The organism is Microvirga sp. GCM10011540 (genome assembly GCF_042650665.1).
In the GTDB taxonomy this organism is placed as follows: Bacteria; Pseudomonadota; Alphaproteobacteria; order Rhizobiales; family Beijerinckiaceae; genus Microvirga; species Microvirga lenta.
Window position 1 is genome coordinate 119,034 of the sequence record NZ_JBHSBQ010000141.1, and the last position, 22,824, is coordinate 141,857.

General features: G+C 65.0%; 21 protein-coding genes. 16 read left to right on the forward strand and 5 right to left on the reverse strand.

The features are described 5' to 3' along the window. From ACFOYU_RS23635 to ACFOYU_RS23650, 4 genes are read left to right on the forward strand one after another with little or no spacing between them, the layout of a single operon-like run. Nucleotides 1-501: a FixH family protein gene (locus ACFOYU_RS23635; RefSeq protein ID WP_377035451.1), complete on the forward strand. Its 501-nt coding sequence runs from the start codon at nt 1-3 to the stop codon at nt 499-501. A gap of 10 nt (nt 502-511) precedes the next feature. After that, nucleotides 512-2,743, forward strand: coding sequence for a heavy metal translocating P-type ATPase (locus ACFOYU_RS23640; protein ID WP_377035452.1), 2,232 nt, complete (start codon nt 512-514; stop codon nt 2,741-2,743). Nucleotides 2,744-2,746: 3 nt separating this feature from the next. Continuing rightward, the gene (ccoS, locus tag ACFOYU_RS23645; protein WP_226740534.1) at nt 2,747-2,896 is read left to right on the forward strand and encodes a cbb3-type cytochrome oxidase assembly protein CcoS; all 150 of its coding nucleotides are present in this window, start codon (nt 2,747-2,749) and stop codon (nt 2,894-2,896) included. Next, nucleotides 2,893-4,014 (forward strand): hypothetical protein, encoded by a 1,122-nt coding sequence (locus ACFOYU_RS23650; RefSeq protein WP_377035453.1) that lies wholly within the window; start codon nt 2,893-2,895, stop codon nt 4,012-4,014. The genes ccoS and ACFOYU_RS23650 overlap by 4 nt, the downstream gene beginning before the upstream one ends. Before the next feature lie 19 nt (nt 4,015-4,033). Here the strand turns inward: ACFOYU_RS23650 and ACFOYU_RS23655 are convergent, their stop codons facing one another. After that, entirely contained in the window at nt 4,034-6,691 is a 2,658-nt protein-coding gene (locus ACFOYU_RS23655) for a PAS domain S-box protein (protein WP_377035454.1), read from the reverse strand. A 566-nt stretch (nt 6,692-7,257) separates the two neighbouring features. On the opposite strand from ACFOYU_RS23655, the gene ACFOYU_RS23660 reads away from it, so the two are divergent. Together ACFOYU_RS23660 and ACFOYU_RS23665 are read left to right on the forward strand one after the other, a co-directional pair. Further along, nucleotides 7,258-7,467, forward strand: a complete 210-nt coding sequence (locus tag ACFOYU_RS23660) for a NepR family anti-sigma factor (RefSeq protein ID WP_226740528.1) — start codon at nt 7,258-7,260, stop codon at nt 7,465-7,467. Beyond that, nucleotides 7,464-8,015: a sigma-70 family RNA polymerase sigma factor gene (locus ACFOYU_RS23665; protein ID WP_226740526.1), complete on the forward strand. Its 552-nt coding sequence runs from the start codon at nt 7,464-7,466 to the stop codon at nt 8,013-8,015. The genes ACFOYU_RS23660 and ACFOYU_RS23665 overlap by 4 nt, the downstream gene beginning before the upstream one ends. A gap of 61 nt (nt 8,016-8,076) precedes the next feature. On the opposite strand, the gene ACFOYU_RS23670 is transcribed toward ACFOYU_RS23665, so the two are convergent. Both ACFOYU_RS23670 and ACFOYU_RS23675 read right to left on the reverse strand, forming a co-directional pair. Next, nucleotides 8,077-8,298, reverse strand: coding sequence for a hypothetical protein (locus ACFOYU_RS23670; RefSeq protein ID WP_377035455.1), 222 nt, complete (start codon nt 8,296-8,298; stop codon nt 8,077-8,079). Nucleotides 8,299-8,439: 141 nt separating this feature from the next. Next, complete coding sequence (locus tag ACFOYU_RS23675; RefSeq protein WP_377035460.1) at nt 8,440-8,787, reverse strand: histidine kinase; 348 nt, start codon at nt 8,785-8,787, stop codon at nt 8,440-8,442. Nucleotides 8,788-9,434: 647 nt separating this feature from the next. On the opposite strand from ACFOYU_RS23675, the gene ACFOYU_RS23680 reads away from it, so the two are divergent. Then, a complete protein-coding gene (locus tag ACFOYU_RS23680) occupies nt 9,435-9,623 on the forward strand; it encodes a hypothetical protein (protein WP_377035456.1) in 189 nt (62 codons plus the stop codon). A 185-nt stretch (nt 9,624-9,808) separates the two neighbouring features. Here the strand turns inward: ACFOYU_RS23680 and ACFOYU_RS23685 are convergent, their stop codons facing one another. Beyond that, on the reverse strand, nt 9,809-11,218 hold the full coding sequence (locus ACFOYU_RS23685) for a M10 family metallopeptidase (protein ID WP_377035457.1): 1,410 nt from the start codon (nt 11,216-11,218) through the stop codon (nt 9,809-9,811). Nucleotides 11,219-11,673: 455 nt separating this feature from the next. Next, on the reverse strand, nt 11,674-12,693 hold the full coding sequence (locus tag ACFOYU_RS23690) for an IS110 family transposase (RefSeq protein WP_377035461.1): 1,020 nt from the start codon (nt 12,691-12,693) through the stop codon (nt 11,674-11,676). Nucleotides 12,694-12,969: 276 nt separating this feature from the next. Here ACFOYU_RS23690 and ACFOYU_RS23695 point away from each other — a divergent pair, with 276 nt between their 5' ends. The 9 genes from ACFOYU_RS23695 (at nt 12,970) to ACFOYU_RS23735 (ending at nt 22,591) form a co-directional block, all read left to right on the forward strand. Beyond that, the gene (locus tag ACFOYU_RS23695) at nt 12,970-13,260 is read left to right on the forward strand and encodes a hypothetical protein (RefSeq protein WP_226740516.1); all 291 of its coding nucleotides are present in this window, start codon (nt 12,970-12,972) and stop codon (nt 13,258-13,260) included. 431 nt (nt 13,261-13,691) lie between these two features. After that, a complete protein-coding gene (locus ACFOYU_RS23700; RefSeq protein ID WP_377035458.1) occupies nt 13,692-14,459 on the forward strand; it encodes a FadR/GntR family transcriptional regulator in 768 nt (255 codons plus the stop codon). Then, the gene (locus ACFOYU_RS23705) at nt 14,449-15,510 is read left to right on the forward strand and encodes an ABC transporter ATP-binding protein (RefSeq protein WP_226740512.1); all 1,062 of its coding nucleotides are present in this window, start codon (nt 14,449-14,451) and stop codon (nt 15,508-15,510) included. The genes ACFOYU_RS23700 and ACFOYU_RS23705 overlap by 11 nt, the downstream gene beginning before the upstream one ends. Continuing rightward, nucleotides 15,507-16,610, forward strand: a complete 1,104-nt coding sequence (locus tag ACFOYU_RS23710) for an ABC transporter ATP-binding protein (RefSeq protein WP_226740510.1) — start codon at nt 15,507-15,509, stop codon at nt 16,608-16,610. Before ACFOYU_RS23705 ends, ACFOYU_RS23710 begins: the two co-directional genes overlap by 4 nt. Nucleotides 16,611-16,637: 27 nt before the next feature. After that, nucleotides 16,638-18,137 carry an ABC transporter substrate-binding protein gene (locus ACFOYU_RS23715; protein WP_226740508.1) on the forward strand — a complete coding sequence of 500 codons (1,500 nt, stop codon included), beginning with the start codon at nt 16,638-16,640 and terminating at the stop codon, nt 18,135-18,137. 72 nt (nt 18,138-18,209) lie between these two features. Further along, nucleotides 18,210-19,157 (forward strand): ABC transporter permease, encoded by a 948-nt coding sequence (locus ACFOYU_RS23720; protein WP_226740506.1) that lies wholly within the window; start codon nt 18,210-18,212, stop codon nt 19,155-19,157. Then, nucleotides 19,154-20,029 (forward strand): ABC transporter permease, encoded by an 876-nt coding sequence (locus tag ACFOYU_RS23725; RefSeq protein WP_226740504.1) that lies wholly within the window; start codon nt 19,154-19,156, stop codon nt 20,027-20,029. The genes ACFOYU_RS23720 and ACFOYU_RS23725 overlap by 4 nt, the downstream gene beginning before the upstream one ends. Before the next feature lie 24 nt (nt 20,030-20,053). Next, on the forward strand, nt 20,054-21,847 hold the full coding sequence (locus tag ACFOYU_RS23730; RefSeq protein WP_377035459.1) for a gamma-glutamyltransferase family protein: 1,794 nt from the start codon (nt 20,054-20,056) through the stop codon (nt 21,845-21,847). Nucleotides 21,848-21,859: 12 nt separating this feature from the next. Next, nucleotides 21,860-22,591: a DUF1028 domain-containing protein gene (locus ACFOYU_RS23735; RefSeq protein ID WP_226740500.1), complete on the forward strand. Its 732-nt coding sequence runs from the start codon at nt 21,860-21,862 to the stop codon at nt 22,589-22,591. Nucleotides 22,592-22,824: the final 233 nt, after the last annotated feature.

The window sequence follows — 22,824 nt, forward strand, 5'->3', positions numbered from 1 at the left end:
ATGTCGGCCTCATTTGCTGCCGGGCGCTCCCCGCGCCCCATCACCGGACGGATGGTCCTGGCCTGCCTCCTGACCTTCTTCGGGATCATCCTCGCCATGAACGTCGTGCTGGTTCGCGTGGCACTGTCCAGCTTCGGCGGGGTGGAGACGGAGAGTTCCTACAAGGCAGGGCTGGCCTTCAAGAACGACGTCGCCGCCGCCCAGGCGCAGGATGCCCTGCACTGGACCGTCGAGGCGGGCCTTCGGAAGGCGGAAGGCGCCACCCGGGTGGTGGTGACCGCACGCGATGCGGGCTCGCAGCCCGTGCAGGGTCTCGTCAGCTCGGCGCGCCTCTCCCACCCCACGGACAAGCGACGGGACGTGGTGCTCGACCTCGCCGAGACCGCCCCGGGACGGTTCGAAGGCCTCGCTGCCGCAACCGAGGGCCAGTGGGATCTCGTGATCGAGTTCAGCCGCGACGGCGCAACTCTGTTCCGGTCGAGAAACCGCGTGACGCTCTGAGGATGTTGCGATGAGTGAAACCATCGACCTCTCCGTCTTCGTCAAACGTCAGGACGACGGGACGGCACATCTCGATCTCGCGGTGGAGGGCATCGACTGCGCGGCCTGCATCGACGAGATCGAGGACGGGCTAGAGCGCCTCCCGGGCATCGTGGATGCGCGCCTCAACTACACGAATCATCGCCTCTCGGTGCAGTGGCGCGACGGCGAAATCGCCCCTTCCGCCGTCGTGGAGGAGTTGCGCCGGCTCGGATACCGCGCACACCCCTTCCAGTCCCGCCTGATGGAGGAGGAGGAGACCCGGCGGGCCCAATGGCTCCTGAAGTGCCTGGCCGTGGCCGGTTTCGCCTCCATGAACATCATGCTCCTGGCTGTCTCAGTATGGTCCGGAAATGCGACGGACATCACCCAGGAAACCAGGGATTTCTTCCACTGGCTCTCGGCGCTCATCGCCCTGCCGACGGTGGCCTATGCCGGGCAGCCCTTCATCCAGAGCGCCCTTGGCGCCCTGCGCAACCGCCGGACCAACATGGATGTGCCGATCGTCATCGGCATCATGCTCGCCCTCGTCATGTCGGTGGTGGAAACCATCAATCATGCCGAGCACACCTATTTCGACTCGGTGGTCATGCTCCTGTTCTTCCTGCTCTGCGGCCGGTACCTCGACCAGGCCATGCGCCGCAAGACGCGGGCGGTCGCCGGCAATCTGGCGGCGCTGAAGGCCGAGGTGGCCCACCGCATCGGCGAGACCGGGGAAGTCGTTCTCGTGCCCACCGCGGCGCTGAATCCGGGCGACAGGGTTCTCGTCCGCCCCGGCGAGCGGATCGCCGTCGACGGCGTGGTCCTATCCGGCGCATCGGAGATCGATGAAAGCCTCGTCACGGGAGAGACCGCCCGCAAGGCGGCGACGACCGGCGGACGGGTCTATGCGGGGAGCCTCAACTACAACGGCACCCTGACCCTGCAGGTCACCGCGGCGGGCAAGGGTACCCTGCTCGACGAGGTCGAGCGCCTTCTGGAGAACGCCGCCGCCGCGAAGTCCCGCTACGTCCAGCTGGCGGACCGGGTGGCGCGCGCCTATGCGCCCGTCGTTCACCTTGCTGCGGCGCTCACCGCCATCGTCTGGATCGCGACGGGCGCCACAGTTCACGATGCGATCATCACCGCGGTTGCGGTCCTCATCATCACCTGCCCGTGCGCCCTCGCCCTTGCCGTTCCGGTGGTGCAGGTGGTGGCGTCCGGGGCTCTCTTCCGGGCCGGCGTCTTCCTCAATGCGGGCGACGCCCTGGAACGCCTCGCGACGGCGGACACGATCGTCTTCGACAAGACCGGCACCCTGACGCTGTCGGACATGCGCGTGGTCAACGCGGGCGGGATCGCGCCCGATCTCCTCGAAGCGGCGGCACGTCTTGGTCTGTCGAGCCATCACCCCCTCGCGGCCGCGGTCGCCCAGGAAGCGCGTGACCGCCGCCCCTTCGATGGTGCCATCGAGGAGGCAGGCCAAGGTGTCCGCGCCATTGTCGACGGCCTGGAGATGCGCCTCGGCAGCCCGGCCTTCTGCGGCGCGACCGCGCTCGCGCACGACGCCGTGCGCGAGCGTGCCGACGCCTCCCTCATCGCCTTTTCCTGGGGAGAGAGAAGAGCGATCCTGCTGGTACGCCAGGCGTTGCGCCCCGATGCGGTCGCCGTCGTGAAGAGCTTGCGCGAGCAAGGTCTGGACTGCCGTATCCTTTCGGGCGACCGGCCGGAGGCGGTGGCGCCTATCGCGCAGGCGCTGGGCATCGACATGTGGCGCGGCGGCTGCAACCCGGCCGAGAAGATCGAGGCGCTCGATGCCTTGAAGGCCGAAGGCCGCAAGGTTCTCATGGTGGGCGACGGCCTCAACGATGCGCCTGCGCTGGCAGCCGCTCATGTGTCGCTTTCCCCCATCTCGGCCGCCGATCTGACCCAGGCGCAGGCGGATGCGGTTTTCCTGGGAGACAAGCTCGGGCCGGTCCTCGATACGGTCGAGATCTCCCGACGGGCGAACCGCCTGATGCGGCAGAACCTCAAGATCGCCCTCGTCTACAACCTGATCGCAGTGCCCCTCGCCTTCCTCGGATACGTGACGCCGCTCGTCGCCGCCCTCGCCATGTCGGGCTCGTCGACCATCGTGACCCTCAACGCCCTCCGGGCGCGGGGACGCAGCGCCCCTGCCGAACCCGCTGCCCCGCTGCAAGAGCTGGCCGTGCAAGGAGCCTGACCCATGAACGTGCTGATCTACCTCGTTCCCATGGCGCTGGTGCTCGGATTTACCGGGCTCGCCGCCTTTCTCTGGTCGCTCAGGAACGGCCAATACGACGACGTACAGGGTGCGGCGGTCCGCGTCCTCTCTGACGACGATCTCCGGTCGTGACCGCATCCGCCGCCATCCCTCGGGCCGGCAGGCTCGATTGTGTCTGCGAACCCGGTGGGCTCGAGCGCACCGCTTCGGACCGCACGGGCGTGGCGCTCCTTGCCGCCGGTTTCGCGCTCTCGATCCTGTCGCAGGTGCTCACCTTGAGCATCCTGCCGCTGGCGGGCCTCTCTCTCGCTCCGGACAGCGCCCTGGCGACCCTGCCCTTCACCGCCTTCTATGCAGGCGCCGCCATGGCCAGCCTGCCGGCGTCGCTCCTGCTCGATTCGTTCGGGCGCCGGGCGGCCTTCTCCCTGGGCGCGAGCCTTGGCGTCGCGGGCGGCCTGGTCCTCGTCTGGGCTCTCCTGAACCTCCATTTCGGCGCGTTGACGCTCGGGGCCTTCTGGCTGGGGATCGCGAACGGCTTCAGCCTTTTCTACCGCCATGCCGCCGTCCCCATGGGAGGTACCGGCAGGAGCGGTATGCTGGCCGTCTTCGGGGCGGCCACGTTGGCCGCGCTGGCCGCCCCGACGGTTGCGACCCAAGCGGAATGGCTTGCCGCGCCTCACGCCTTCGTCGGCATGGCCGCCGCTGCGGCCCTGGCCCATGTGGCGGCCCTCGCCTGCACCTCGGCTCTGCCTTATCGGCGTCTGCGCGCACCGCTCGAACACGGTACAAATCCGCAGACTTGGCGAGCCATCGCTCTTCCGACCGCCATTGGCGCCCTCGCCTGGGCCCTCATGGCGGGGCTGATGGGAGCAACTCCCATCGCGATGATCGGATGCGGCCTGTCGGAAGCGGTCTCGGGAACCGTCGCCTGGCACGTGATGGCCATGTATGCCCCGTCCCTGGTCCTCTCCTGTCTTCCGAAGTCGGCCAATCCCGTTCCGACCGTCGTTGTCGGCTGCCTTCTTCTCGTCGCGGCGACTCTTGTCTTCGCTCTGTCGGGAAGTACGGGAGCGTTCTCCACCTCGGCTATCCTCCTCGGCATCGGCTGGTCGCTTGCGACCCTCGGCACGACGCTGTGGATCCACAGGAATGGAACACCCTCCCGGTGGCTCCTCGGGATCCATGACGGCGCATTGCTTGGAGGCGCTCTGGTGGGAGCCCTGACCGCGGGAGCGTTGTTTGGGTCGTGATCGACAAGTACCCGGCCATTCAGCCGAAGAGGTCTTCGTCCCCCAGACGCGCATCGACGGAACAGAGAATGCCCGAGGGAGCGAAATCGATCTTCACGGCCCCGCCGAGATCGTGCGCAAGGCTGCGCTCGATGAGACGCGATCCGAACCCACGCCGGGTCGGGGGGTGGACGGGAGGACCGCCGCGCTCCTCCCAGCGGAGGAGCAGGCGCGAGGGCGTCCGGTCGTCCCTGATCGACCACTCGATCAGGATTCGCCCCGTGTCGTTCGACAGGGCGCCATACTTGACCGCATTGGTCGCGAGTTCGTGGAAGGCCATGGAAAGCGCCAGCGCCATGCGCGGGGACAGCCTGATGTCGGAACCGTCCAGCCGGATGCGGCCCTCGCCGTAGCTTCGGTAGGGTTCCAGCGCCTGCGCGATGATCTCCCGCAAGGAAGCACCTTCCCAGTTCTCCTTGGTGAGAACGTCATGGGCACGCGAGAGCGCGATCAGACGCTGCTCGATGGCCTCCCGCCCCTCGGAGACCGACTGAGCGTTCCGAAGGGTCTGTGATGCGATGGACTGAACCGTCGCGAGCGTATTCTTCACCCGATGGTTCAGCTCGTTGATCAGAAGCTGCTGGTGCTCGCCGGCGAGCTTGCGCTCGTGGATATTCTCGGTGGTCCCGTACCACTTGACGATCCGCCCCTGGGCATCGCGACGGGGGAAGGCCTGAGAACGCATCCATCGGTATTCGCCGTTGCGCAGACGCACCCTGTGCTCGATGTCATAGGGAATGCCGGTGGTGAATGAGCGCGTCCAGGCGTCAATGGAAGGCTGAAGATCCTCGGGATGGATGGCCTCGCCCCAGGTGGAGCCGAGGCCGCTCGTTCCGGTCAGCTCGAACCAGCGCCTTGCCACATGATCGAGCAGCCCGTCCGGCGTGGCGGTCCAGGGAACCTGGGGATTCAGTTCCACGGTATGGCGATAGTGGTCCTCGCTCTCGCGCAGGGCCTCCTCCGCCCGCTTCATCTCCGTGATGTCGAGCTCGACCCCGTCCCACACCACCTGTCCGTTGGGCAGCCGCCGCGGAGCCGCGGACCGGTGAAACCAGCGGATCTCACCGGAAGGCAGGCGCATCGGAAGTTCGATGCTGATATAGTTCTTGTCCTCGTCGGCGTCCTCCCGGAGCTTGTGGAGGTGAGGCCGAAACTCCTCAAGAACCTGCCTGTCCAGCGCGGCGGGGTCGGCGAGCACCTGCTCCACGCTCAACCCGTGGAGGCGCTCGACTGCCTGGCTGACATAGGTGAAGCGCACCGTCGCATCGGGGTCGCGGACGGCCTGGTAGACCATTCCGTTCGGGAGATTGTCGGCCAGCGTGCGCAGCCGCTCCTCGCTCTCGCGCAGCCTCTCCTCCGCCATCTTCCGTTCGGTAACGTCGCGATAGAAGACCGCGAGTTCGTCTCCTGACGGGTAGGCGCGCATTTCGACCCAGACGGTGCGGCCATCCGGATAGGTGTAGCCGTGCTCGAGACTCACCGGAACGCGCTCCGCCATGGCTTTCTTATAGAGCCTGCCGACCTCGCTCGACTCGGAATTCCGCCACGCCTCCCAGTGGGTACGGCCGACGATTTCGGAAGCCGGCCGCCTTTCGAGCCTGAGGCCCGCCTCGTTGATCTGCAGAACTCTGAAATTCCGATCCAGAAGGACGAAGCCTTCGGTGATGTTCTCCAGAACCCGGGCGACCTGCGCTTCCGCCGCCCGTCGTGCCGTTTCGGAACGAGCTCTCTCGACTGCGGACCAGGTGCGTTCGGCCACATCCTCGATCAGCTTGATTTCGCTTCGTGTCCACCAACGCGGCAGCTTGTTGTGGACATACATCGCTGCCGTCAGGCGACCGTTCTTGATCAGGCTGACGGTAACCACTGCCGCCACCTCGATGAAGTCGAACGCCACCAGCCGCTCCGGCGTGTTGCAGCGGGTATCGGCTCTCACATCTCCCACGACCAGCGTCTCGCCCCGGCGCATGGCATCGAGGATCTCGTCGCCGAAAGCTGCCAGATCGTGGGTGCCGGCGCTGTGCGCAACGGTTCCGTCGGTCCAGTTCCGCGGTGTGGTGAAGAACCGGGCCGCCTCGTCCACGTCGCCGTAGCCGACGCGGCTCACCTCGAGATGCCGCCCCAGAGCCTCTTCGGCCGTGGCGATGATATCGAGCGGATCGGAGAGGAGGCGAAGACGGCCTTCGAGCTCCAGCAGGAATGTCTGCCGCCGTTCGACAAGCACCTTCGTGGTGGTTTCGCTGCAAGTGCAGAATGCACCCGCGACAGCGCCGTTTTCGCCGTGGACGGGACTGTAGGCGAAGGTGAAGTAGGTCAGCTCTGGATAACCGTCCCGCTCCAGGACCACCGGCATGTCCTCGAAGTAGGTTCCCTCACCGGCGAAGGCCTTGTCGATGATCGGCTCGATCTCGGATCTGACCTCCGGCCAGACCTCGAAGAAGGCACGTCCCATGGCATCGGGATGCCTGCTGCCGAGGATCGGCGCGTAAGCGTCGTTGTAGAGAAACACCCGCGCCGGGCCCCAAAGCACGAACATCGGGAATTTGGAATGCAGCAGGAGGTTCACGACGCTGCGAAGACTCTGAGGCCAGGTTTCGACCGGCCCGACGGGCGAAGCAGCCCAGTCGATGGACCGCATCAACGCTCCCGCTTCGCCTCCGCCTGCGAGAACATCGCGGGCCCTGAGAACGGGATTCACAGGCAGGCCCGTGAGCATGCCGGCAGCGCCGGCCGGCAAGCATCGCCGCAATCGTGGGCATTCCGGCCCGCTACACAGGAGCCGGTTAAGGTGCCGGGGCTCGGGAAGCCGTTCGAACCGGCTTTCGAGACAGTGACGGCTTCGCGTGTGGCGGTGAGAAACAAGGGCGGTTCTCTGGGATCGGGGGCCTTGGCTGATCTACGGTGAACGCAGGCATTGTCAAGAATGCCGGGTTAAGGCACGTGCCTCCGGGAGCGTTGTCCGGGACCGTGACGCCCGGAGAGATCCTGGAGCAGCCTTAGGAAAATAGTAATACGGCCTTGGTTTGAATTCAGGATCCTGATCCCCTTTTCCCGGGGCGCACGCTCCTTCCTCGCCCAGAAGGTTAACCTATGTGAATGCACTTCCAGCCGTCGGGAATAGCTAGTAGTGTCGGTGTGGAGAGCCCACAGCCCCTGCTTCGAGTTCCCTGTGATTTCTGTGAGCGATCTGTGCCGGAACCTTTTATGGCTGAAGATGAATCGGACTACCCTGAGAAACAACAGGGCAAGACTCAATCCTCAGGCAACGAGCCCCAGGTCGGTCCCGGTATCCAGGAAGTCATCGGCCAGGGCCTTAGAGCCATGTACGACAGCCTGAAGGCGGAGCCGATCCCGGACCATCTTCTCGAGCTGCTCAAGAAGCTGGATCAGCCGCAGCGGGACGACGGCCAATGACGTTAACCCCCGAGCTGCGCGACGACATCCTGAAATCGATCCCGAGCCTTCGCGCCTTCGCGATTTCCCTCACCGGGAACATCGACCAAGCCGACGATCTGGTGCAGGAGGCCATTCTGCGCGGTCTGAGCAACCTCCACCGTTTCGAGCCCGGAACCAACATTCAGGCCTGGCTCTTCACGATCCTGCGAAACCAGTTCCATACGAACTACCGCAAAGGAAAGCGCGAGGTCGAAGATCCGGACGGCGCCATGGCGAGCAGGCTGAGCAGCCCTCCCGAGCAGAACGGCCGGCTGGACATCCAAGATCTCCAGACCGCCCTTGCGAAACTCCCCTTCGACCAGCGCGAGGCGCTGCTTCTCGTTGCTGCGGAGGGCTTCAGCTACGAGGAGGCCGCGCAGATCTGCGGAGCGAGGGTGGGAACGATCAAGAGCAGGATCAATCGCGCCCGAACCCGACTGTCCGAGATCCTCGGCATCGAGGAGGCAGAGGACATCGGAGCCGACAGGATCACGCGGGCGGCACTGCAGAGGGAAGAAGGCTTCTGAGGCGCAGGTCAGGCACCGACCGGCTCAAGCGCCCCACCGGGGCGCTCCGAATGTCATGCCCTCACTGGCCGATTTCGAGCTCGATCGCGCGGCAGCGATAGCCGACAAAGCACTGGGTCGAGTCGGCGGTTCTCACCCATGCCGGTTCGGTGGTCTGGTCCAGCAGGCACATGCCGGGTCCGCTGACATAACGGTCATACGTCGTCGGACTGGTATGGAGGACGACAGCGCCTTGCGAACGCACGAGGCCGGCGGCCTCGTTGCAGCTCATGGCCTGGGTCATTCCGGCGGATTGCGCATATGCAGAAGTTCCTGCACCGGCGAGCAAGAGAACCGAAAGCAAAGTTTTCATGTGGCAGTACCGTTTCCTGAAGCCACATCTGAACGACGGTGCGCTCCTCTTGTTCCGACTATCTTCAGGCTCTTACAACTCCGATCGCGCCAGAAGTTGATGCAGCGCACACAGCAGGTCCCGGTGGGCTGACGGCTTCTCCAGCCAGAGCGCCTCCCGGAATTCAGGTGCCGCCTCGCACTGCCTGCGCCCGGAATAGACTACGAACGGAATACCGCGGCTTCGAAGCACCCGTGCAATCTCGGTGCTGGGACCATCCTTCAGTGTCACGTCGAGAACGGCGAGATCGGGAGCATTGTCATTGAGCCAAGCCAACGCAGCCGTGCAGGTGCTTGTGGGACCGGCAATCGCATAGCCGGCAGCATCGAGCGCATCCGTCAGATCGAATCCGATGATCGCATCGTCTTCGGTCACCAGCACGGTCAACCTGGTATCCTGCGGCGCTGTACGAGGCATCAATTCCCCTCATGTACGAACATCCGTAGAGCCGTGCGGCCCCAGAGAAGGCGGGAGGTTTTGCGATCCGTTTTTCCGATTCTTTACAATTTCGGCCGAGCAGGAACCTAACTATGTTAACGGTTGCTGGACCAAGTGGCCCTTCCGTCGCAAAATCATCCTGAGAGCAACGGGCTCGCCCCCACGGGAACGGGAGAGGATGCATCTGCGGACTCATGGCGTCGGCACGGCGCAGGTGATCGGCGCTTCCTGAGCATGTGCACCGGAAGGCTGTTGCGGCGATCGCGGTCGAGGCGGAGCCCGGCCGCACGCTGATCGTCGCCCCGATCGTTCAAGCCACGGATGTCTCGATCCGCTCCCCGTACGGGTGAGCAATCCCGCTGCGGCCGCCGCCTGCCAAAGCGGACGAACCGGCGGTCTTTCTGCCTACAATGACGCACCCGAACCGGAGACCGTCTGCAAGGGACTAGACTTCCGGCTTAGGGTCGCATCCGCACCTCACCCAAAATAGCGTTTCGGCAACCGGGACCTTATGGCGCAAGCTCTAGGCAAGCTCTGTAATGTATGGTTATATTGTTAATAAGACCAAACAGAAACAGCCGGGGCATCCCATGAACGAGAAGATCAATCCGGTCGAGGCCGTGGCCAAGGCCTTCTACGATCTGCAGGACGGCGCCCGTGGGTGGGACCGGGAGCCGGAGGCCCTCAAGGAGCCGTTCCGCGAATACGCTCGCGCGGCCATTGCCCTTCTGCATCAGGCGGAAGAGGCGCGGCAGATCGGCATCACCCCGTCGCTCTAGACGCCACGGCCAAGCAGTTTTCCGCCCCCTTCCGCTAGGGCAGAAAAACCGGGGCGTTAACGTTTTATCAACCACGAAAGCCCAGGATGAATCAGGCCCGTTTCAAGGCTGGGCTTCACCAAGCGGGGATGGCGCGGATGTACCGCCGTCCCCGTTTCCATTTCCGTACGACGGATCTGCGCCGATCAGACCACGAGGAAATCCGCGCTCGTGATCTTCAGGTTCTTGTCGAGCGTTGCAAACACAACCGGAGCGCTCCGGCCCGAGCCGTCGGCATCGTACAGCAAGGCGCCCTTCCCCTTGTCGTAAACGATGCGATCACTGGGGTCATGAGCGCTCTTGCCCGTCCAGAACGCTGACGAAGGGAGCTTGCCGGTCTTGCCGAGTTTGGTGAAGACCGAGTTGTCGAGGCGAACCGTGTCGTCGGCCGGCGAGAAATCGAGGATCCGGTCCCTGTTGGCGCTCCTGTGAAGCTTGGTGTCGAAGAGGAAGCTGTCCCTCCCCGCCCCTCCCGCGAGAACGTCGTTGCCTCGCCCTCCCAGCAGGACATCGTTGCCTTCGAAACCGTAGAGCCGATCGGCTCCGCTTCCGCCGGCCAGAAGATTGGCTGCCGTGTTGCCCAGGATACGGTCGTCGCCGGATCCCCCGAGGGCCTGCTCGATCAGAGATCGAGGATCGCCCTGATGGAGGAGCGCGTTCGCGATGTTGCCCCGGGCGTAGTTCCCTCCTCCGAGATAGGCCGTCTGCTCGCCGGATGTCTTCGTCCATGCGCCAGGACGCAGATCAATGGTCAGGTCGCTCCTGTAGTTGGACAGGTCGTAGGTATCCAGCCCGCCCCCGTCCCAAAGGGTCAGGAAAATCCGGTTTCCGGCAGGCGCCCCCTGTCCGAGGCCGCCGACGAACATCTCGCCCGTCGCAGGGCTCCAGGAATAGGAGGTGTTGCCGCTGTTGGTGGAATAGTCGGCGCCGTACATGTGCTGCAGGGCAGCGATGTCGTACATCATCAGGGATTGCGCATGCCCGTTCGCCTCGTTCTCGAGGTACTGACCCGCAGCGCCCACATAGGATCTGTAGGTGGTGGCGGAATACTCCATGGAATCGCGGTCCGCGGACATCACCCCCAGCCCACCGGCCTCATGCCCGTGCTTCAGTCCGACCGCATGGGCGATTTCGTGCAGGAAGGTGTAGAAGGCGTAATCCCCCGGCACGGGAGCGTCATACCAGCCGACCGAATTGCCGAACCAGGTATCGCCGCCTTCATGGCTGCCGTCCGGCGTATAGGTCCACGCGGAGCCGGGCGTATCCGACCGCGCCAGACGCAGATCCGCGTGAGCGCGCGCCGTCCCCGTCACTTCGGCGAAGTCCAGATTCGTGACCGACGCGATCATGCCGAAAGCCGCGCGCGCGGCCGCGGCCTGCGCCGGGTTGAGCCCTGCGAAATTGCTGAGGGGCTCTCCCCAGCCGTAACCGGCGCCGTAGAGGGCGGCCGCCGTCGGAAAACTGTAGGTGAGATTCAGGCTGCTCCACCGCAGCCCCGTTAGAAGACCGTCAATATCCTGATTGCCGGTAGGCTCGACCGGAACAACAGCCACCATCAAAACCCTCGCATTGCAATGCGAAGATTATTGAATGGGGCAGAACGTGCGGTAACAACTCTTAGGGAGTAGATTATAAGATTTTGTAGGACGATTTTATCAGCAGGAGGGCTTATTATCACATTCTTCTAGATCGTAAGAAATTTCTGCCTGATGACCGGCTCGCAGCTCCAGAACATACTGCTCCAGCAACATGATTCATGTGTGGACGGCCCCTGTTGGGCAAGAGAAAAATTGAGCGCGCTTTGCTGGTTGGGTCAGGTTCATTCATGTGTTCGGCCTGTTCGCGCGGCGCGACAGGCCGCTGGCCATGATGATGTCGGTGGATTGGATCCTCATCACTCTGCCGCGCTGCAAGGCGCGCTGAATCACCCAGGTTGTCCCAATCCCCGGCTTGACCGGATCAGCATCACGCGTGTCGTTCTCTCCTGCCCAAACTCTTTGGCCAGGCTGCCTTAGACAGCCGCTGCAGTGCGGTAGGTCTCACCCCGTGCCATGATGGCCCAGGCAATTCGTGCAATCTTGTTGGCAAGTGCAACGGTGACCAGTCTCGCCGGCTTGCGTTCCCGCAGCCGGTCGGCCCAACGGCTGACCGTTGTCGCCTGACGCCTTGTATAGCGGAGAACCGCCGTTGCACCCACCACGAGGAGGTGGCGCAGATAGCGGTCGCCCATCTTGGAGATCGCGCCCAGCCGTTCCTTGCCACCGGAGGAATGCTGCTTGGACACCAGCCCAAGCCAGGCCGAGAATTGACGGCCGGACCGAAACGCACGCGCATCGTTGACGGTTGCGGCCAGAGCGGTGGCGGTGATGAAGCCGATCCCGGGGATCGTCTCCAGACGCTGGCACATGGCATTGGCCCGGTGCCACTTCATCAGCTCGATCTCGATCTTCCGGATCTGCTGGCTCAGGCCTGAGATCAGGTCGGCAATCAGCAGCAGCGTCTGCCGCGCGAGTTCCGGCAGCCCGTCGGCGCCGCTGTCGAGCAAATCGACCAGCTGCTGAACATGGGGACGGCCCTTGGGGGCAATGATGCCGTACTCCGCCAGATGCGCCCGCAAGGCGCTCACCTGCGCCGTCCGTTGGCGGACCAACAGCTGGCGGGCACGGTGCAACATCAACACACTTTGGGCATCCGGCGACTTGATCGGCACGAACCGCATGGTCGGTCGTGTGACCGCTTCGCAGATTGCCTCGGCATCGGCGGCGTCATTCTTGTTCCTTTTGACATAGGCCTTCACGTAAGCAGGTGGCATCAGTCGCACCTGATGGCCGAGAGCCTGAAGCTGCCGTGCCCAGTGATGTGCCGTCGCACAGGCTTCGATGCCGATCAGGCACGGCTCAAGCCTTCTGAACAGCGCCAGGAGCTGATCGCGCCGCACCTTCCGGCGCAGAACCGCTTGCCCCTGCCGGTCGACCCCATGAACCTGGAAAACGTTCTTGGCGATGTCGAGGCCGATCGTGGTAATCTGCATTTGGACGGTCCCTTTCCGTTGATGGTCACTGACAGCACCATCCTGGCACATCGCGATGCCGTTGGGTCAGGGGCCGTCCACCCCATCACTTTGCACCATCCGGAATACGCTCCACACATCATAGCTTCTGTGGCGGACGACCTGCGCACCCGCAGGAGAAACAGGCGCTCCCCGAGCAGGTGCGGTATCGTCCGTAGTATTTCTACGAAGTGATCCGGGACGGCCGATCGGAGACAAGGCTTACGCTACGTAATGCGATTCGCAACCGGAGGGGTTATGCTGACGAATCCAGCTCATGACACTAACGCCGAAGAACGCAATAAAGAGTACCGCACGTATTCGCCCAATCTTCAGAACATGATGCAGGAACTCCTGCGGACACTGGCGAATATCGACTTCCAGCATGAAGCCGAGATGGACAAGCTGAAGCACAGCACAACCGACGACGAGTTGAAGAACTATATCAAGGAAAAACTGCTGGCGAGACATCGGGAGCGGCGCGAGCCCTACATCAATCTCCTGACCGAACTCCGCAAGCAGCAGCACCGCATTTCGTTTGCGGCCTAGAACAAATAAAACCGACAGAGGAAACGCCGACCCGCCACCGGCCGCGCTTTGAAAGCTGCGGCCGGTGGCGGACACTTCTGCATTCGAGCAAGCGATTGAACGCTGCCTCGCCACCCGCTCCCCCGGACTGCATCAGCGGAAATAATGGCGAAGGCCGAGGCGCATCCGGCACTGGCCGCCTCCCGAAAACTGCCCTGATCATGAGAGCCGCCGGCCCTTCGCCCGGATCGGCGCCGCCGCGTGCCGGTGCCTCGCGAGGGACCGCCCTGCACATCAAATCCGCACCCCTGTCCAATCATTCGGCATGAAACCATTTGCAAATTGGTTCGGGTGTGAGTTAGCTTGATTTCGTGGATATGCCGGAATTAGCGACAAACTTTCATAATCTTGCGGACCAATCGCAAGATTGGATCGCGCCCAGCAGGACCGGAATGACCAAGATCGAGACCTTATCGGACAGCTCGAATTTCGCCCTTGGGCGATTGCGCGCTCTCCTCGACGATGGTCGCTTCGCGGCGGACCAGCGGCTGCCGCCGGAACGGGTCCTGGCGACGCAGATCGGCATCGGCCGGCGCGCCCTGCGGCGGGCCCTTGAAGTGCTGGAAGCGGAGGGGCGGATCTGGCGCCACCAGGGCAAGGGGACCTTCGTCGGACCGCGCCCGGTCGATCCGCAGACCGGCCTGGAGGAGCTGTCGAGCCGCACCAATCCTCTCGAAGTGATGGACGTGCGGTTGGAGATCGAACCGATCCTTGCGCGCCTCGCAGCCCTGCGCGCCTCCAACGGGGACGTCGAGCGTCTCCTGCATCTGGCCGAGAAGACGGCGTCGAGCTCGGACGCGGACGGGTACGAGCTGTGGGACAGCGCCCTCCACCGCGCCATTGCCGAGGCCGCAGGCAACAGCCTGCTCCTGGCCGTTTTCGACATGGTCGACCGCATCCGTCAGGACGTGAACTGGCAGGTGCTGCGCGAGCGGGCCCGCTCCAAGGATCGCCTGTCCCGCTATGTGGAGCAGCACCGGCGCGTCATCGCGGCCATTTCCCAGCGCGAGGCCCACGCGGCGGAGCGCGCCATGCGCGAGCATCTGGAGCTCGTGCGGCAAAGTCTTCTGACGGTGATGACACGTCCGGCGCAGCCCGACGGCTCGCTTTCGCAAAATGATTTCAACGATACCAAGGATGAGCTTCGACATGGCACATGAGGCGACGCTTCAGCACGCGAGGGAGGTGGGCGGCTCCGGCCAGCTTTCGCCTTCGGTCGAGAAGCCGCTCCTGAATGTCCAGGGGCTGTCGATCCGGTTCGACGGAACCCCCAAGGATATCAATCTGGTCGACGACGTTTCCTTTTCGGTCGGAAAGGGCAAGACCCTCTGCCTCGTCGGGGAATCCGGCTGCGGCAAGAGCGTCACGGCGCTCGCGCTGATGGGATTGCTGCCGACGCCCCCGGCCCGGATCGTCTCCGGCACGGCCGAGTTCGAGGGGCAGGATCTCCTGCAGCTCGGCGAGCGCGAGCGGGCCGACCTTCGCGGCGACCGGATGGCGATGATCTTCCAGGAGCCGATGACCTCCCTCAACCCGGCCTTCACCATCGGCGACCAGATTGCCGAGGGCATCGTCCGCCATCGCAAGGTCTCGAAGGCCGAGGCCATGGAACGGGCGCTCGAGATGCTGCGCAAGGTGCGCATTCCGGCCCCTGAGAAGCGCCTTCGCGCCTATCCGCACGAGATGTCGGGCGGCATGCGTCAGCGCGTGATGATCGCCATGGCGCTTGCCAATGATCCCCAGCTGCTGATCGCGGACGAGCCGACGACCGCCCTCGACGTCACCATTCAGGCCCAGATCCTCACCCTGGTTAAGCGCCTGCAGGAGGAAACGGGCACGGCGATGATCATGATCACCCACGACCTCGGGGTGGTGGCGGAGGTCGCCGACGAGGTGGCCGTCATGTATGCGGGCCGAGTGGTCGAGACCGGTCCCGTGGAGGCGATCTTCGAAGACCCGCAGCATCCTTACACCATCGGCCTCATGGGATCGGTGCCCTCCCTCGGACGGCGCGAGGGGCGCCTTGCCACGATCCGCGGCACCGTGCCGCCGGTCGAGCTGATGCCGAAGGGCTGCCGGTTCACGCCGCGCTGCCCCTTCTCCGACGCCAAATGCGCCAACGAGCCGCCTCCGCTCGGGGAGATCAGGCCGGGACACCGGGCCCGGTGCTGGTACGCACCGCTCGAAGAAAAACGAGGAGCCGCCGCATGAGCGCGAACACCCCGTCCAACGACACCATCCTGGAAGGCGTCGGCCTGGTGAAGCATTTCGGGGGCGGCGGATTGCTGTCGTCCTCGACGGTGGTTCGGGCCGTCGACGGCGTCTCGCTCGCGGTCCAAAGCGGCGAGACCTTCGCGATCGTGGGCGAGTCCGGCTGCGGCAAGTCCACCCTCGGGCGCCTGCTTTTGCGCCTGATCGAACCCACCGACGGCGACGTGCTCTACAAGGGCCGTTCGATCCTGGGCCTGAACCAGCGCGAGCTGCGCCAGCTGCGCCGCGAGCTGCAGATCATATTCCAGGACCCGTTCGCCTCGCTCAATCCGCGCATGAGCGTGGGCGACATCGTCGCCGAGCCGATCTGGCTCCACGGCCTCGCGAAGGGGAGCGAAAAGCGCGAGCGCGTGACGGAGCTTCTGCGCACGGTCGGTCTTCTGCCGGCCCATGCCGACCGGTATCCGCACGAGTTCTCGGGCGGCCAGCGTCAGCGCATCGGCATCGCCCGCGCCCTGGCGGGCGATCCGAAGCTGATCATCGGCGACGAGCCGGTCTCGGCGCTCGACGTGTCGATCCAGGCCCAGATCATCAACCTGCTCGAGGACCTGAAGGACCGCTTCGGCCTCACCCTCGTCATCGTCGCCCACGACCTGGCGGTGATCAGGCACATGAGCGACCGGGTCGCGGTCATGTATCTGGGCGAGATCGTCGAGCTGTCCGAGACGGATGCGCTCTTCGACAACCCGCTCCACCCCTACACGCAGGCGCTGCTCGCGGCCATCCCGGTGCCGAGCCCGGCCCGCCGCCAGCCGAAGGCACTGCTTCAGGGCGACATTCCGAGCCCGGCCGCCCCGCCCTCCGGCTGCCGCTTTCACACCCGCTGTCCGCACGCCCGACCGGTCTGCCGGGATCAGCATCCTGCGCTGGAAACGACTCCGGACGGCCGGAAGGTGGCCTGTCATTTCTGGCGAGAAATCCAGGGAGCGGGCGCCGGTTCGATTACTGCCCCGCCCCCGAGCCCGGCGCTGAGCAAGCGCCTGGCTCTGTACCGAACTTGGCGCGAGCGACAGGACACCGCCGTCGCGCCGAGCCCATGATCCAGAGAGAAGTGGAGGACTAGAACAATGAAGCGTCTTACTTTGATGGCGCTGGCCGCCGGGCTCCTGATGAGCACCGCGGCCTCGGCGCAAACCTTGAGGATCGGCCTGCAGGAGGACCCGGACGTGCTCGATCCGCACCGGGCCCGCACCTTTGTCGGGCGCATCGTCTTCACCTCGCTGTGCGACAAGCTCGTCGACATCACGCCCGAGCTGAAATTCGCCCCCCAGCTCGCGACCGAGTGGAGCTGGAGCGACGACGGCAAGGCGCTCACCTTCAAGCTCCGTCCGGGCGTGACGTTCCATGACGGCGAGAAGCTCGATGCCGCGGCCGTGAAGGCCAATATCGACCGGGCCCGGACCCTTCCGGACAGCCTGCGCAAGAGCGAGCTCACCTCGGTGGAAAGCGTCGAGGTCGTGGACGATCTGACGGTGAAGCTCAACCTCTCCCGCCCGGACGCGACGCTGCTTTCGCAGCTCTCCGACCGTGCCGGCATGATCATGTCGCCGAAGGCCATCGCCGGCGCCGACTTCGCGCAGAAGCCGGTCTGCTCGGGCCCCTACAAGTTCGTCGAGCGCGTCCAGAACGACCGCATCGTTCTCGACCGTTTCCAGGAATACTGGAACGCCAAGGACTATCATTTCGACCGGGTCGTCTTCACGCCCATTCCCGACACGACCGTCCGTCTCGCCAACCTGCGCTCCGGCGACCTCGACATGCTCGAGCGCCTGGCGCCGAGCGACATCCCGGCCGTGAAGGGCGACGCGAACCTGGTCTTCGCCCCCGTTACCGGCCTGGGCTATCAGGGACTGACGATCAACACGAACAACGGCGAGCGCGCCAAGGGGCCCCTGGGCCAGGACAAGCGCGTCCGTCAGGCTTTCGAGCTTTCGATCGATCGTGACGTCATCAACGAGGTCGTCGGACAGGGCATCTTCACGCCCGCCGGCCAGCCCTTCCCGCTCGCGAGCATCTACAACAACGAGAAGTATGCGGCCCGCAAGCGCAACGTGGAGAAGGCCAAGCAGCTTCTGAAGGAGGCCGGGGTCGACCGGGTCAAGTTCGAGATCGCCTTCGGCAACAGCACGACGACCCAGCAGGTCAATGAGATCGTGCAGGCCATGGCGGCTGAGGCAGGCTTCGACATCTCCCTGCGCCCCACGGAGTTCGCAGCGCTCCAGAAGGAGGCTCAGGCCGGCAACTTCGACGTCAACCAGATCGGCTGGTCGGGCCGTGTCGATCCCGACGGCAACATCCACCAGTTCGTCACCTGCAAGGGCGGCCTCAACGACGGCCGGTACTGCAACCCGGAAGTGGACCGCCTGCTGAACGAGGCCCGCGTCACCAACGACGAGGCCAAGCGCAAGCAGCTCTACGACCAGGCGCAGGCGATCCTGCAGGACGAACTGCCGATCATCTACGTCTACTACCAGACCTGGCCCTTCGCCCACTCCAAGAAGGTTCAGGGCTTCAAGCCCTATCCGGACGGCATGATCCGTCTCCAGGGTGTGAAGCTCGCCTCCTAACCCTTTGAAAACCCGCGTGCCCGGCGAGATCCGGGCACGCACTGCCCTCTCACATTGCGGGTGGCCGGCTTAATGCTCCGCTACATTGCTCGACGTATCCTGATCGCCATTCCGACGCTCCTCATCGTGTCGGTGCTGGTCTTCGCCCTTCAACAGCTTCTGCCCGGAGACCCGGTCCTCACCATGGCAGGCGAGGAGCGGGACCCGGAAGTGCTCGCCTATCTGCGCGAGAAGTACCGCCTGAACGACCCGATTCCGGTGCAGTACATCACCTGGCTGGGCGAGGTTTTGCAGGGCAACCTCGGTATTTCCCTGCGCACGGACATTCCGGTGCTCGAACTCGTTCTCAGCAAGCTTCCGGTCACCATCGAGCTTGCCATCTTCGCCATGATCGTGGCGCTGGCCATCGGCATTCCGGCCGGCATCATCTCCGCCGTGAGGAAGGGCACGACCGTCGATTACGCCACGAACGTGATCGCGCTGTCCGGCCTTTCGATCCCCAATTTCTGGCTCGGCATCATTCTCATCATGCTGGTCTCGGTGCGCTGGCAACTCCTCCCCGCCTCCGGCTACGTGCCGCCCACGGAGGATCTCTGGCTGAACATCAAGACCATGATCATGCCGTCCATCGTGCTCGGCACGGCGCTGGCGGCCAGCCTCATGCGCCACACCCGCAGCGCCATGCTCGGCGTCATGCGTTCCGACTACATCCGCACCGCCAAGGCCAAAGGCCTGCTTTCCCGGACCGTGATCCTCAAGCATGCTCTGCGCAACGCTCTCGTGCCCATCGTGACCCTGTCCACCCTGCTCTTCGGCGAACTCCTGGCCGGCGCCGTTCTCACTGAGCAGATCTTCACCATTCCAGGGTTCGGCAAGCTCATCGTCGATGCCGTCTTCAACCGCGACTACGCGGTCGTGCAGGGCGTCGTGCTCTGCACCGCAGTCGGCTTCATCTTCATGAACCTGCTCGCCGACGTCCTGTATGTTCTCGTCAATCCACGCCTGAGGCACGCAGCATGACCGCCGCCATTGCCGTTGCCGACGACGTCGCCCTGCCGAAGAAGCGCAGCCGCGTCCTCTCGAAGTTCCTGAAGAACAAGAGCGCCGTCATCGGCGGCGCCGTCGTGCTCTTCTTCGTCCTCGCCGCCATCGTCGGCCCTTATCTGGCGCCGTACGACCCCATCAAGCCGAGCTTCACGACCATCCGGAAGGCTCCATCGGCCCTCCACTGGTTCGGTACGGACGAACTCGGCCGCGACATGCTCTCGCGCATGCTCCTGGGCGCCCGCGCCTCGATCATGGCGGGCGTGGTGTCGGTGGCCATCGCGGTCGTGCTCGGGGTGCCGTTCGGGTTGATCTCCGGCTATTTCGGCGGTTGGGTCGATGCCGTGATCTCCCGCGCGACGGATGCCATGCTGGCCATTCCGTTCCTGATCCTCGCCATTGCGCTCGCGGCCTTCCTGGGGCCCAGCCTGACCAATGCGATGATCGCCATCGGTCTGTCCGCCATGCCGATCTTCGTCCGTCTGACCCGCGCTCAGGTGCTCACCGTCAAGGCGGAGGACTACGTGGAGGGCGCGCGGGCCATCGGGCTCCCCGATTTCTGGATCCTGCTGCGCTACGTTTTCCCGAACGTGCTTCCGCCGATCCTCGTGCAGGCGACGCTGACGATCGCGACCGCCATCATCGCGGAGGCGAGCCTGTCCTTCCTGGGGCTGGGCCAGCAGCCGCCCAACCCCTCCTGGGGCTCCATGCTGAACACCGCCAAGAACTTCATGGATCAGGCCCCCTGGATGTCGATCTTCCCCGGCTCGGCCATCTTCCTCATCGTGCTTGGCTTCAACCTCCTCGGCGACGGATTGCGCGACGCGCTCGATCCCCGCGAACAATAAGAACTCCAACCCCGGACGAAACGCATGTTCACCACACGGCCTGAAATCCTCGGCACCTTCGGTGTCGTCACCTCGACCCACTGGCTGGCTTCGGCCTCCGGCATGGCGATGCTCGAAAGGGGCGGCAACGCCTTCGACGCCGCCGTTGCGACCGGCTTCGTGCTGCAGGTGGTCGAGCCGCACCTGGTGGGGCCGTCCGGCGAGGTCCCGGCCGTGTTCTACTCCGCCAAGACCGGCAAGGTCGAAGTGCTCTGCGGCCAGGGCACGGCGCCGAAGGGCGCGACGATCGAGCACTACAAAAACGAAGGCCTGACGCTGATTCCGGGCAACGGCCTGCTCGCCACCGTCATCCCTGGCGCGTTCGACGCGTGGATGCTGCTTCTGCGCGACCACGGCACTCTGTCCCTGAGGGACGTGCTGGAGCCGGCGATCTACTATGCCGACCAGGGTCATCCGCTCCTGCCCCGCGTCGCCAACACCATCAAGGACCTGAAGGAATTCTTCGAGACCGAGTGGCTCACCTCCGCCGCGGTCTATCTGCCCGGCGGCGAGGCGCCGAAGCCGCGCCAGCTCTTCCGCAATCCGCAGCTCGCGGAAACCTGGAGGCGCATCCTGCGCGAGGCGGAAGCCAAGAGCGGCAACCGGGAGGCGCAGATCGAGGCCGCGCGGAACGCCTTCTATAGGGGCTTCGTCGCCGAGGCGATCGACGACTTCGTCCGCAAGACGGAGGCTATGGACCAGAGCGGCTCGCGCCATCGCGGCGTGCTCACCGGCGACGACATGGCATCCTGGTCGGCGAGCTACGACGCGCCGCAGACCTATGAGTACCATAACTTCCGGGTGAACAAGATCAGGCCATGGGGGCAGGGCCCGGTCTTCCTGCAGACCCTCGCCCTCCTCAAGGGCTTCGATCTGGCGAGCATGGGCCCGACGAGCGCCGAGTTCATCCATACGGTGACGGAATCCATGAAGCTCGCCTTCGCGGACCGCGAGGCCTATTACGGCGACCCGGATTTCGTGAAGGTGCCGATCGAGACGCTGCTCTCGGACGCCTATTCGGACGAGCGCCGCAAGCTGATCACCGACAAGGCCTCCCTGGAGCTGCGCCCCGGCCGCATCGACGGGTACGAGCTTCAGGTCGAGCGCACGCTCAAGGCCCTGCGGGAGCTTTCGACCACGGACCGCAAGGTCTCTGGCGGCGAGCCGACCCTCGCCTCCATGCGCTCTGCGCGGCGCGGCGACACGGTGCATATTGACGTGGTCGACCGTCACGGCAACATGATCGCGGCAATGCCCTCGGGCGGCTGGCTGCAATCCTCGCCCGTCATTCCGGAACTGGGCTTCATGCTCAACTCCCGTGCGCAGATGTTCTGGCTGGAGCCCGGTCTTCCGGCGAGCCTGGAGCCGGGCAAGCGTCCCCGCACCACGCTCACGCCGACGCTCGCGGAGAAGGACGGCGAGCCCTACATGGTCTTCGGTTCCCCGGGCGGCGACCAGCAGGAGCAGTGGCAGCTTCTCCTCTTCCTGCGCCACGCCCATCACGGGCTCAACCTGCAGGAATCCATCGACCTGCCCATGTCGCACACGGCGCATTTCCCGTCGTCGTTCTATCCGCGCGAGCAGAAGCCCGGCCATCTCATGGCGGAGGAGACCTTCGGCGAAGAGGTGCTGGACGACCTCCGCTCCCGCGGCCACGACGTCGAGGTCGCGCCTGCCTGGACGGTGGGCCGCCTCGTGGCGGCCAGCCGCGACAAGGACGGGCTCCTGCACGGTGCGGCTACGCCGCGCCTCATGCAGGCCTATGCGATCGGTCGCTGAGGAGGTGCTGCCATGACCTGGTCGATCATCGCCAAGGACCCGCAGACGGGCGAATATGGCGTCGCCGTCACCACCAAGTTCTTCGCCGTGGGGGCGCTCTGCCCCTACGGCGCGGCCCACATCGGCGCGCTGGCCACGCAGGCGCTCGTCAATCCGCTCTACGGCTATGACGGTCTCAAGCTGCTGGCGGAGGGCCGCAGCGCCGAGGACATCGTGGCGATCCTCACGGCGGGCGATCCCGGCCGGGAGGCGCGTCAGCTCCATGTGATCGACCGCGAGGGGCGCACCGCCGCCCATACAGGCCGCGAATGCGTCGACTGGTGCGGGCACCTGACGGACGAGGGCGTCTCGGTGGCCGGCAACATGCTCGCCGGCGCGTCGGTCATCGAGGCCACCCTCGACACCTTCAAGCGCCGCAAGGATCTCCGCCTGCCGGATCGTCTGATGGCGGCCCTCGATGCCGGCCAGGCCGAGGGCGGCGACAAGCGCGGCAAGCAATCGGCCGCTCTCAAGATCTGGCGCACGGAGCCCTACCCGATCCTCGACCTGCGCGTCGACGATCACGCCGAGCCGCTGCAGGAGCTGCGGCGGCTCTACGGCGTGGCGCACGAACGCTACCTCGCCTTCATGGACGCCATGGCGACCCGCACCAATCCGGGCGGCATCACGGACCGGAGCTGGATCGACCAGCGGGCGCGGGAGATCCAGGAGCGCGCGCAAGCGACGAACTCCGTCTCCGCCTGAACTCCCTGAACCGCCTCCCGCCGGGGAGGCTCCTGCCTTTTTCAGCGGCCGTTTTGTGCCGTGAGAAGTAATCGCGATGTATGGCATACCCCTGTTCGATCTGGCGTGGCTGGCGGTGGCGCTGCTGCTGGCGGGCGCGCTCACCGGCCTGCTCGCCGGCGTCTTCGGCGTCGGCGGCGGCGCCGTGGCCGTGCCCATCCTCTACGAGCTCTTCCGCCTGGTGGGCGTGCCCG

Coding starts and splice junctions, on each gene's coding strand:
- ACFOYU_RS23635 (WP_377035451.1), top strand. CDS start 1: ATGTCGGCCTCATTTGCTGCCGGGCGCTCCCCGCGCCCCATCACCGGA.
- ACFOYU_RS23640 (WP_377035452.1), top strand. CDS start 512: ATGAGTGAAACCATCGACCTCTCCGTCTTCGTCAAACGTCAGGACGAC.
- ccoS (WP_226740534.1), top strand. CDS start 2,747: ATGAACGTGCTGATCTACCTCGTTCCCATGGCGCTGGTGCTCGGATTT.
- ACFOYU_RS23655 (WP_377035454.1), bottom strand. CDS start 6,691: ATGCGGTCCATCGACTGGGCTGCTTCGCCCGTCGGGCCGGTCGAAACC.
- ACFOYU_RS23660 (WP_226740528.1), top strand. CDS start 7,258: ATGGCTGAAGATGAATCGGACTACCCTGAGAAACAACAGGGCAAGACT.
- ACFOYU_RS23665 (WP_226740526.1), top strand. CDS start 7,464: ATGACGTTAACCCCCGAGCTGCGCGACGACATCCTGAAATCGATCCCG.
- ACFOYU_RS23670 (WP_377035455.1), bottom strand. CDS start 8,298: ATGACCCAGGCCATGAGCTGCAACGAGGCCGCCGGCCTCGTGCGTTCG.
- ACFOYU_RS23680 (WP_377035456.1), top strand. CDS start 9,435: ATGAACGAGAAGATCAATCCGGTCGAGGCCGTGGCCAAGGCCTTCTAC.
- ACFOYU_RS23685 (WP_377035457.1), bottom strand. CDS start 11,218: ATGGTGGCTGTTGTTCCGGTCGAGCCTACCGGCAATCAGGATATTGAC.
- ACFOYU_RS23690 (WP_377035461.1), bottom strand. CDS start 12,693: ATGCAGATTACCACGATCGGCCTCGACATCGCCAAGAACGTTTTCCAG.
- ACFOYU_RS23695 (WP_226740516.1), top strand. CDS start 12,970: ATGCTGACGAATCCAGCTCATGACACTAACGCCGAAGAACGCAATAAA.
- ACFOYU_RS23700 (WP_377035458.1), top strand. CDS start 13,692: ATGACCAAGATCGAGACCTTATCGGACAGCTCGAATTTCGCCCTTGGG.
- ACFOYU_RS23705 (WP_226740512.1), top strand. CDS start 14,449: ATGGCACATGAGGCGACGCTTCAGCACGCGAGGGAGGTGGGCGGCTCC.
- ACFOYU_RS23710 (WP_226740510.1), top strand. CDS start 15,507: ATGAGCGCGAACACCCCGTCCAACGACACCATCCTGGAAGGCGTCGGC.
- ACFOYU_RS23715 (WP_226740508.1), top strand. CDS start 16,638: ATGAAGCGTCTTACTTTGATGGCGCTGGCCGCCGGGCTCCTGATGAGC.
- ACFOYU_RS23720 (WP_226740506.1), top strand. CDS start 18,210: ATGCTCCGCTACATTGCTCGACGTATCCTGATCGCCATTCCGACGCTC.
- ACFOYU_RS23725 (WP_226740504.1), top strand. CDS start 19,154: ATGACCGCCGCCATTGCCGTTGCCGACGACGTCGCCCTGCCGAAGAAG.
- ACFOYU_RS23730 (WP_377035459.1), top strand. CDS start 20,054: ATGTTCACCACACGGCCTGAAATCCTCGGCACCTTCGGTGTCGTCACC.
- ACFOYU_RS23735 (WP_226740500.1), top strand. CDS start 21,860: ATGACCTGGTCGATCATCGCCAAGGACCCGCAGACGGGCGAATATGGC.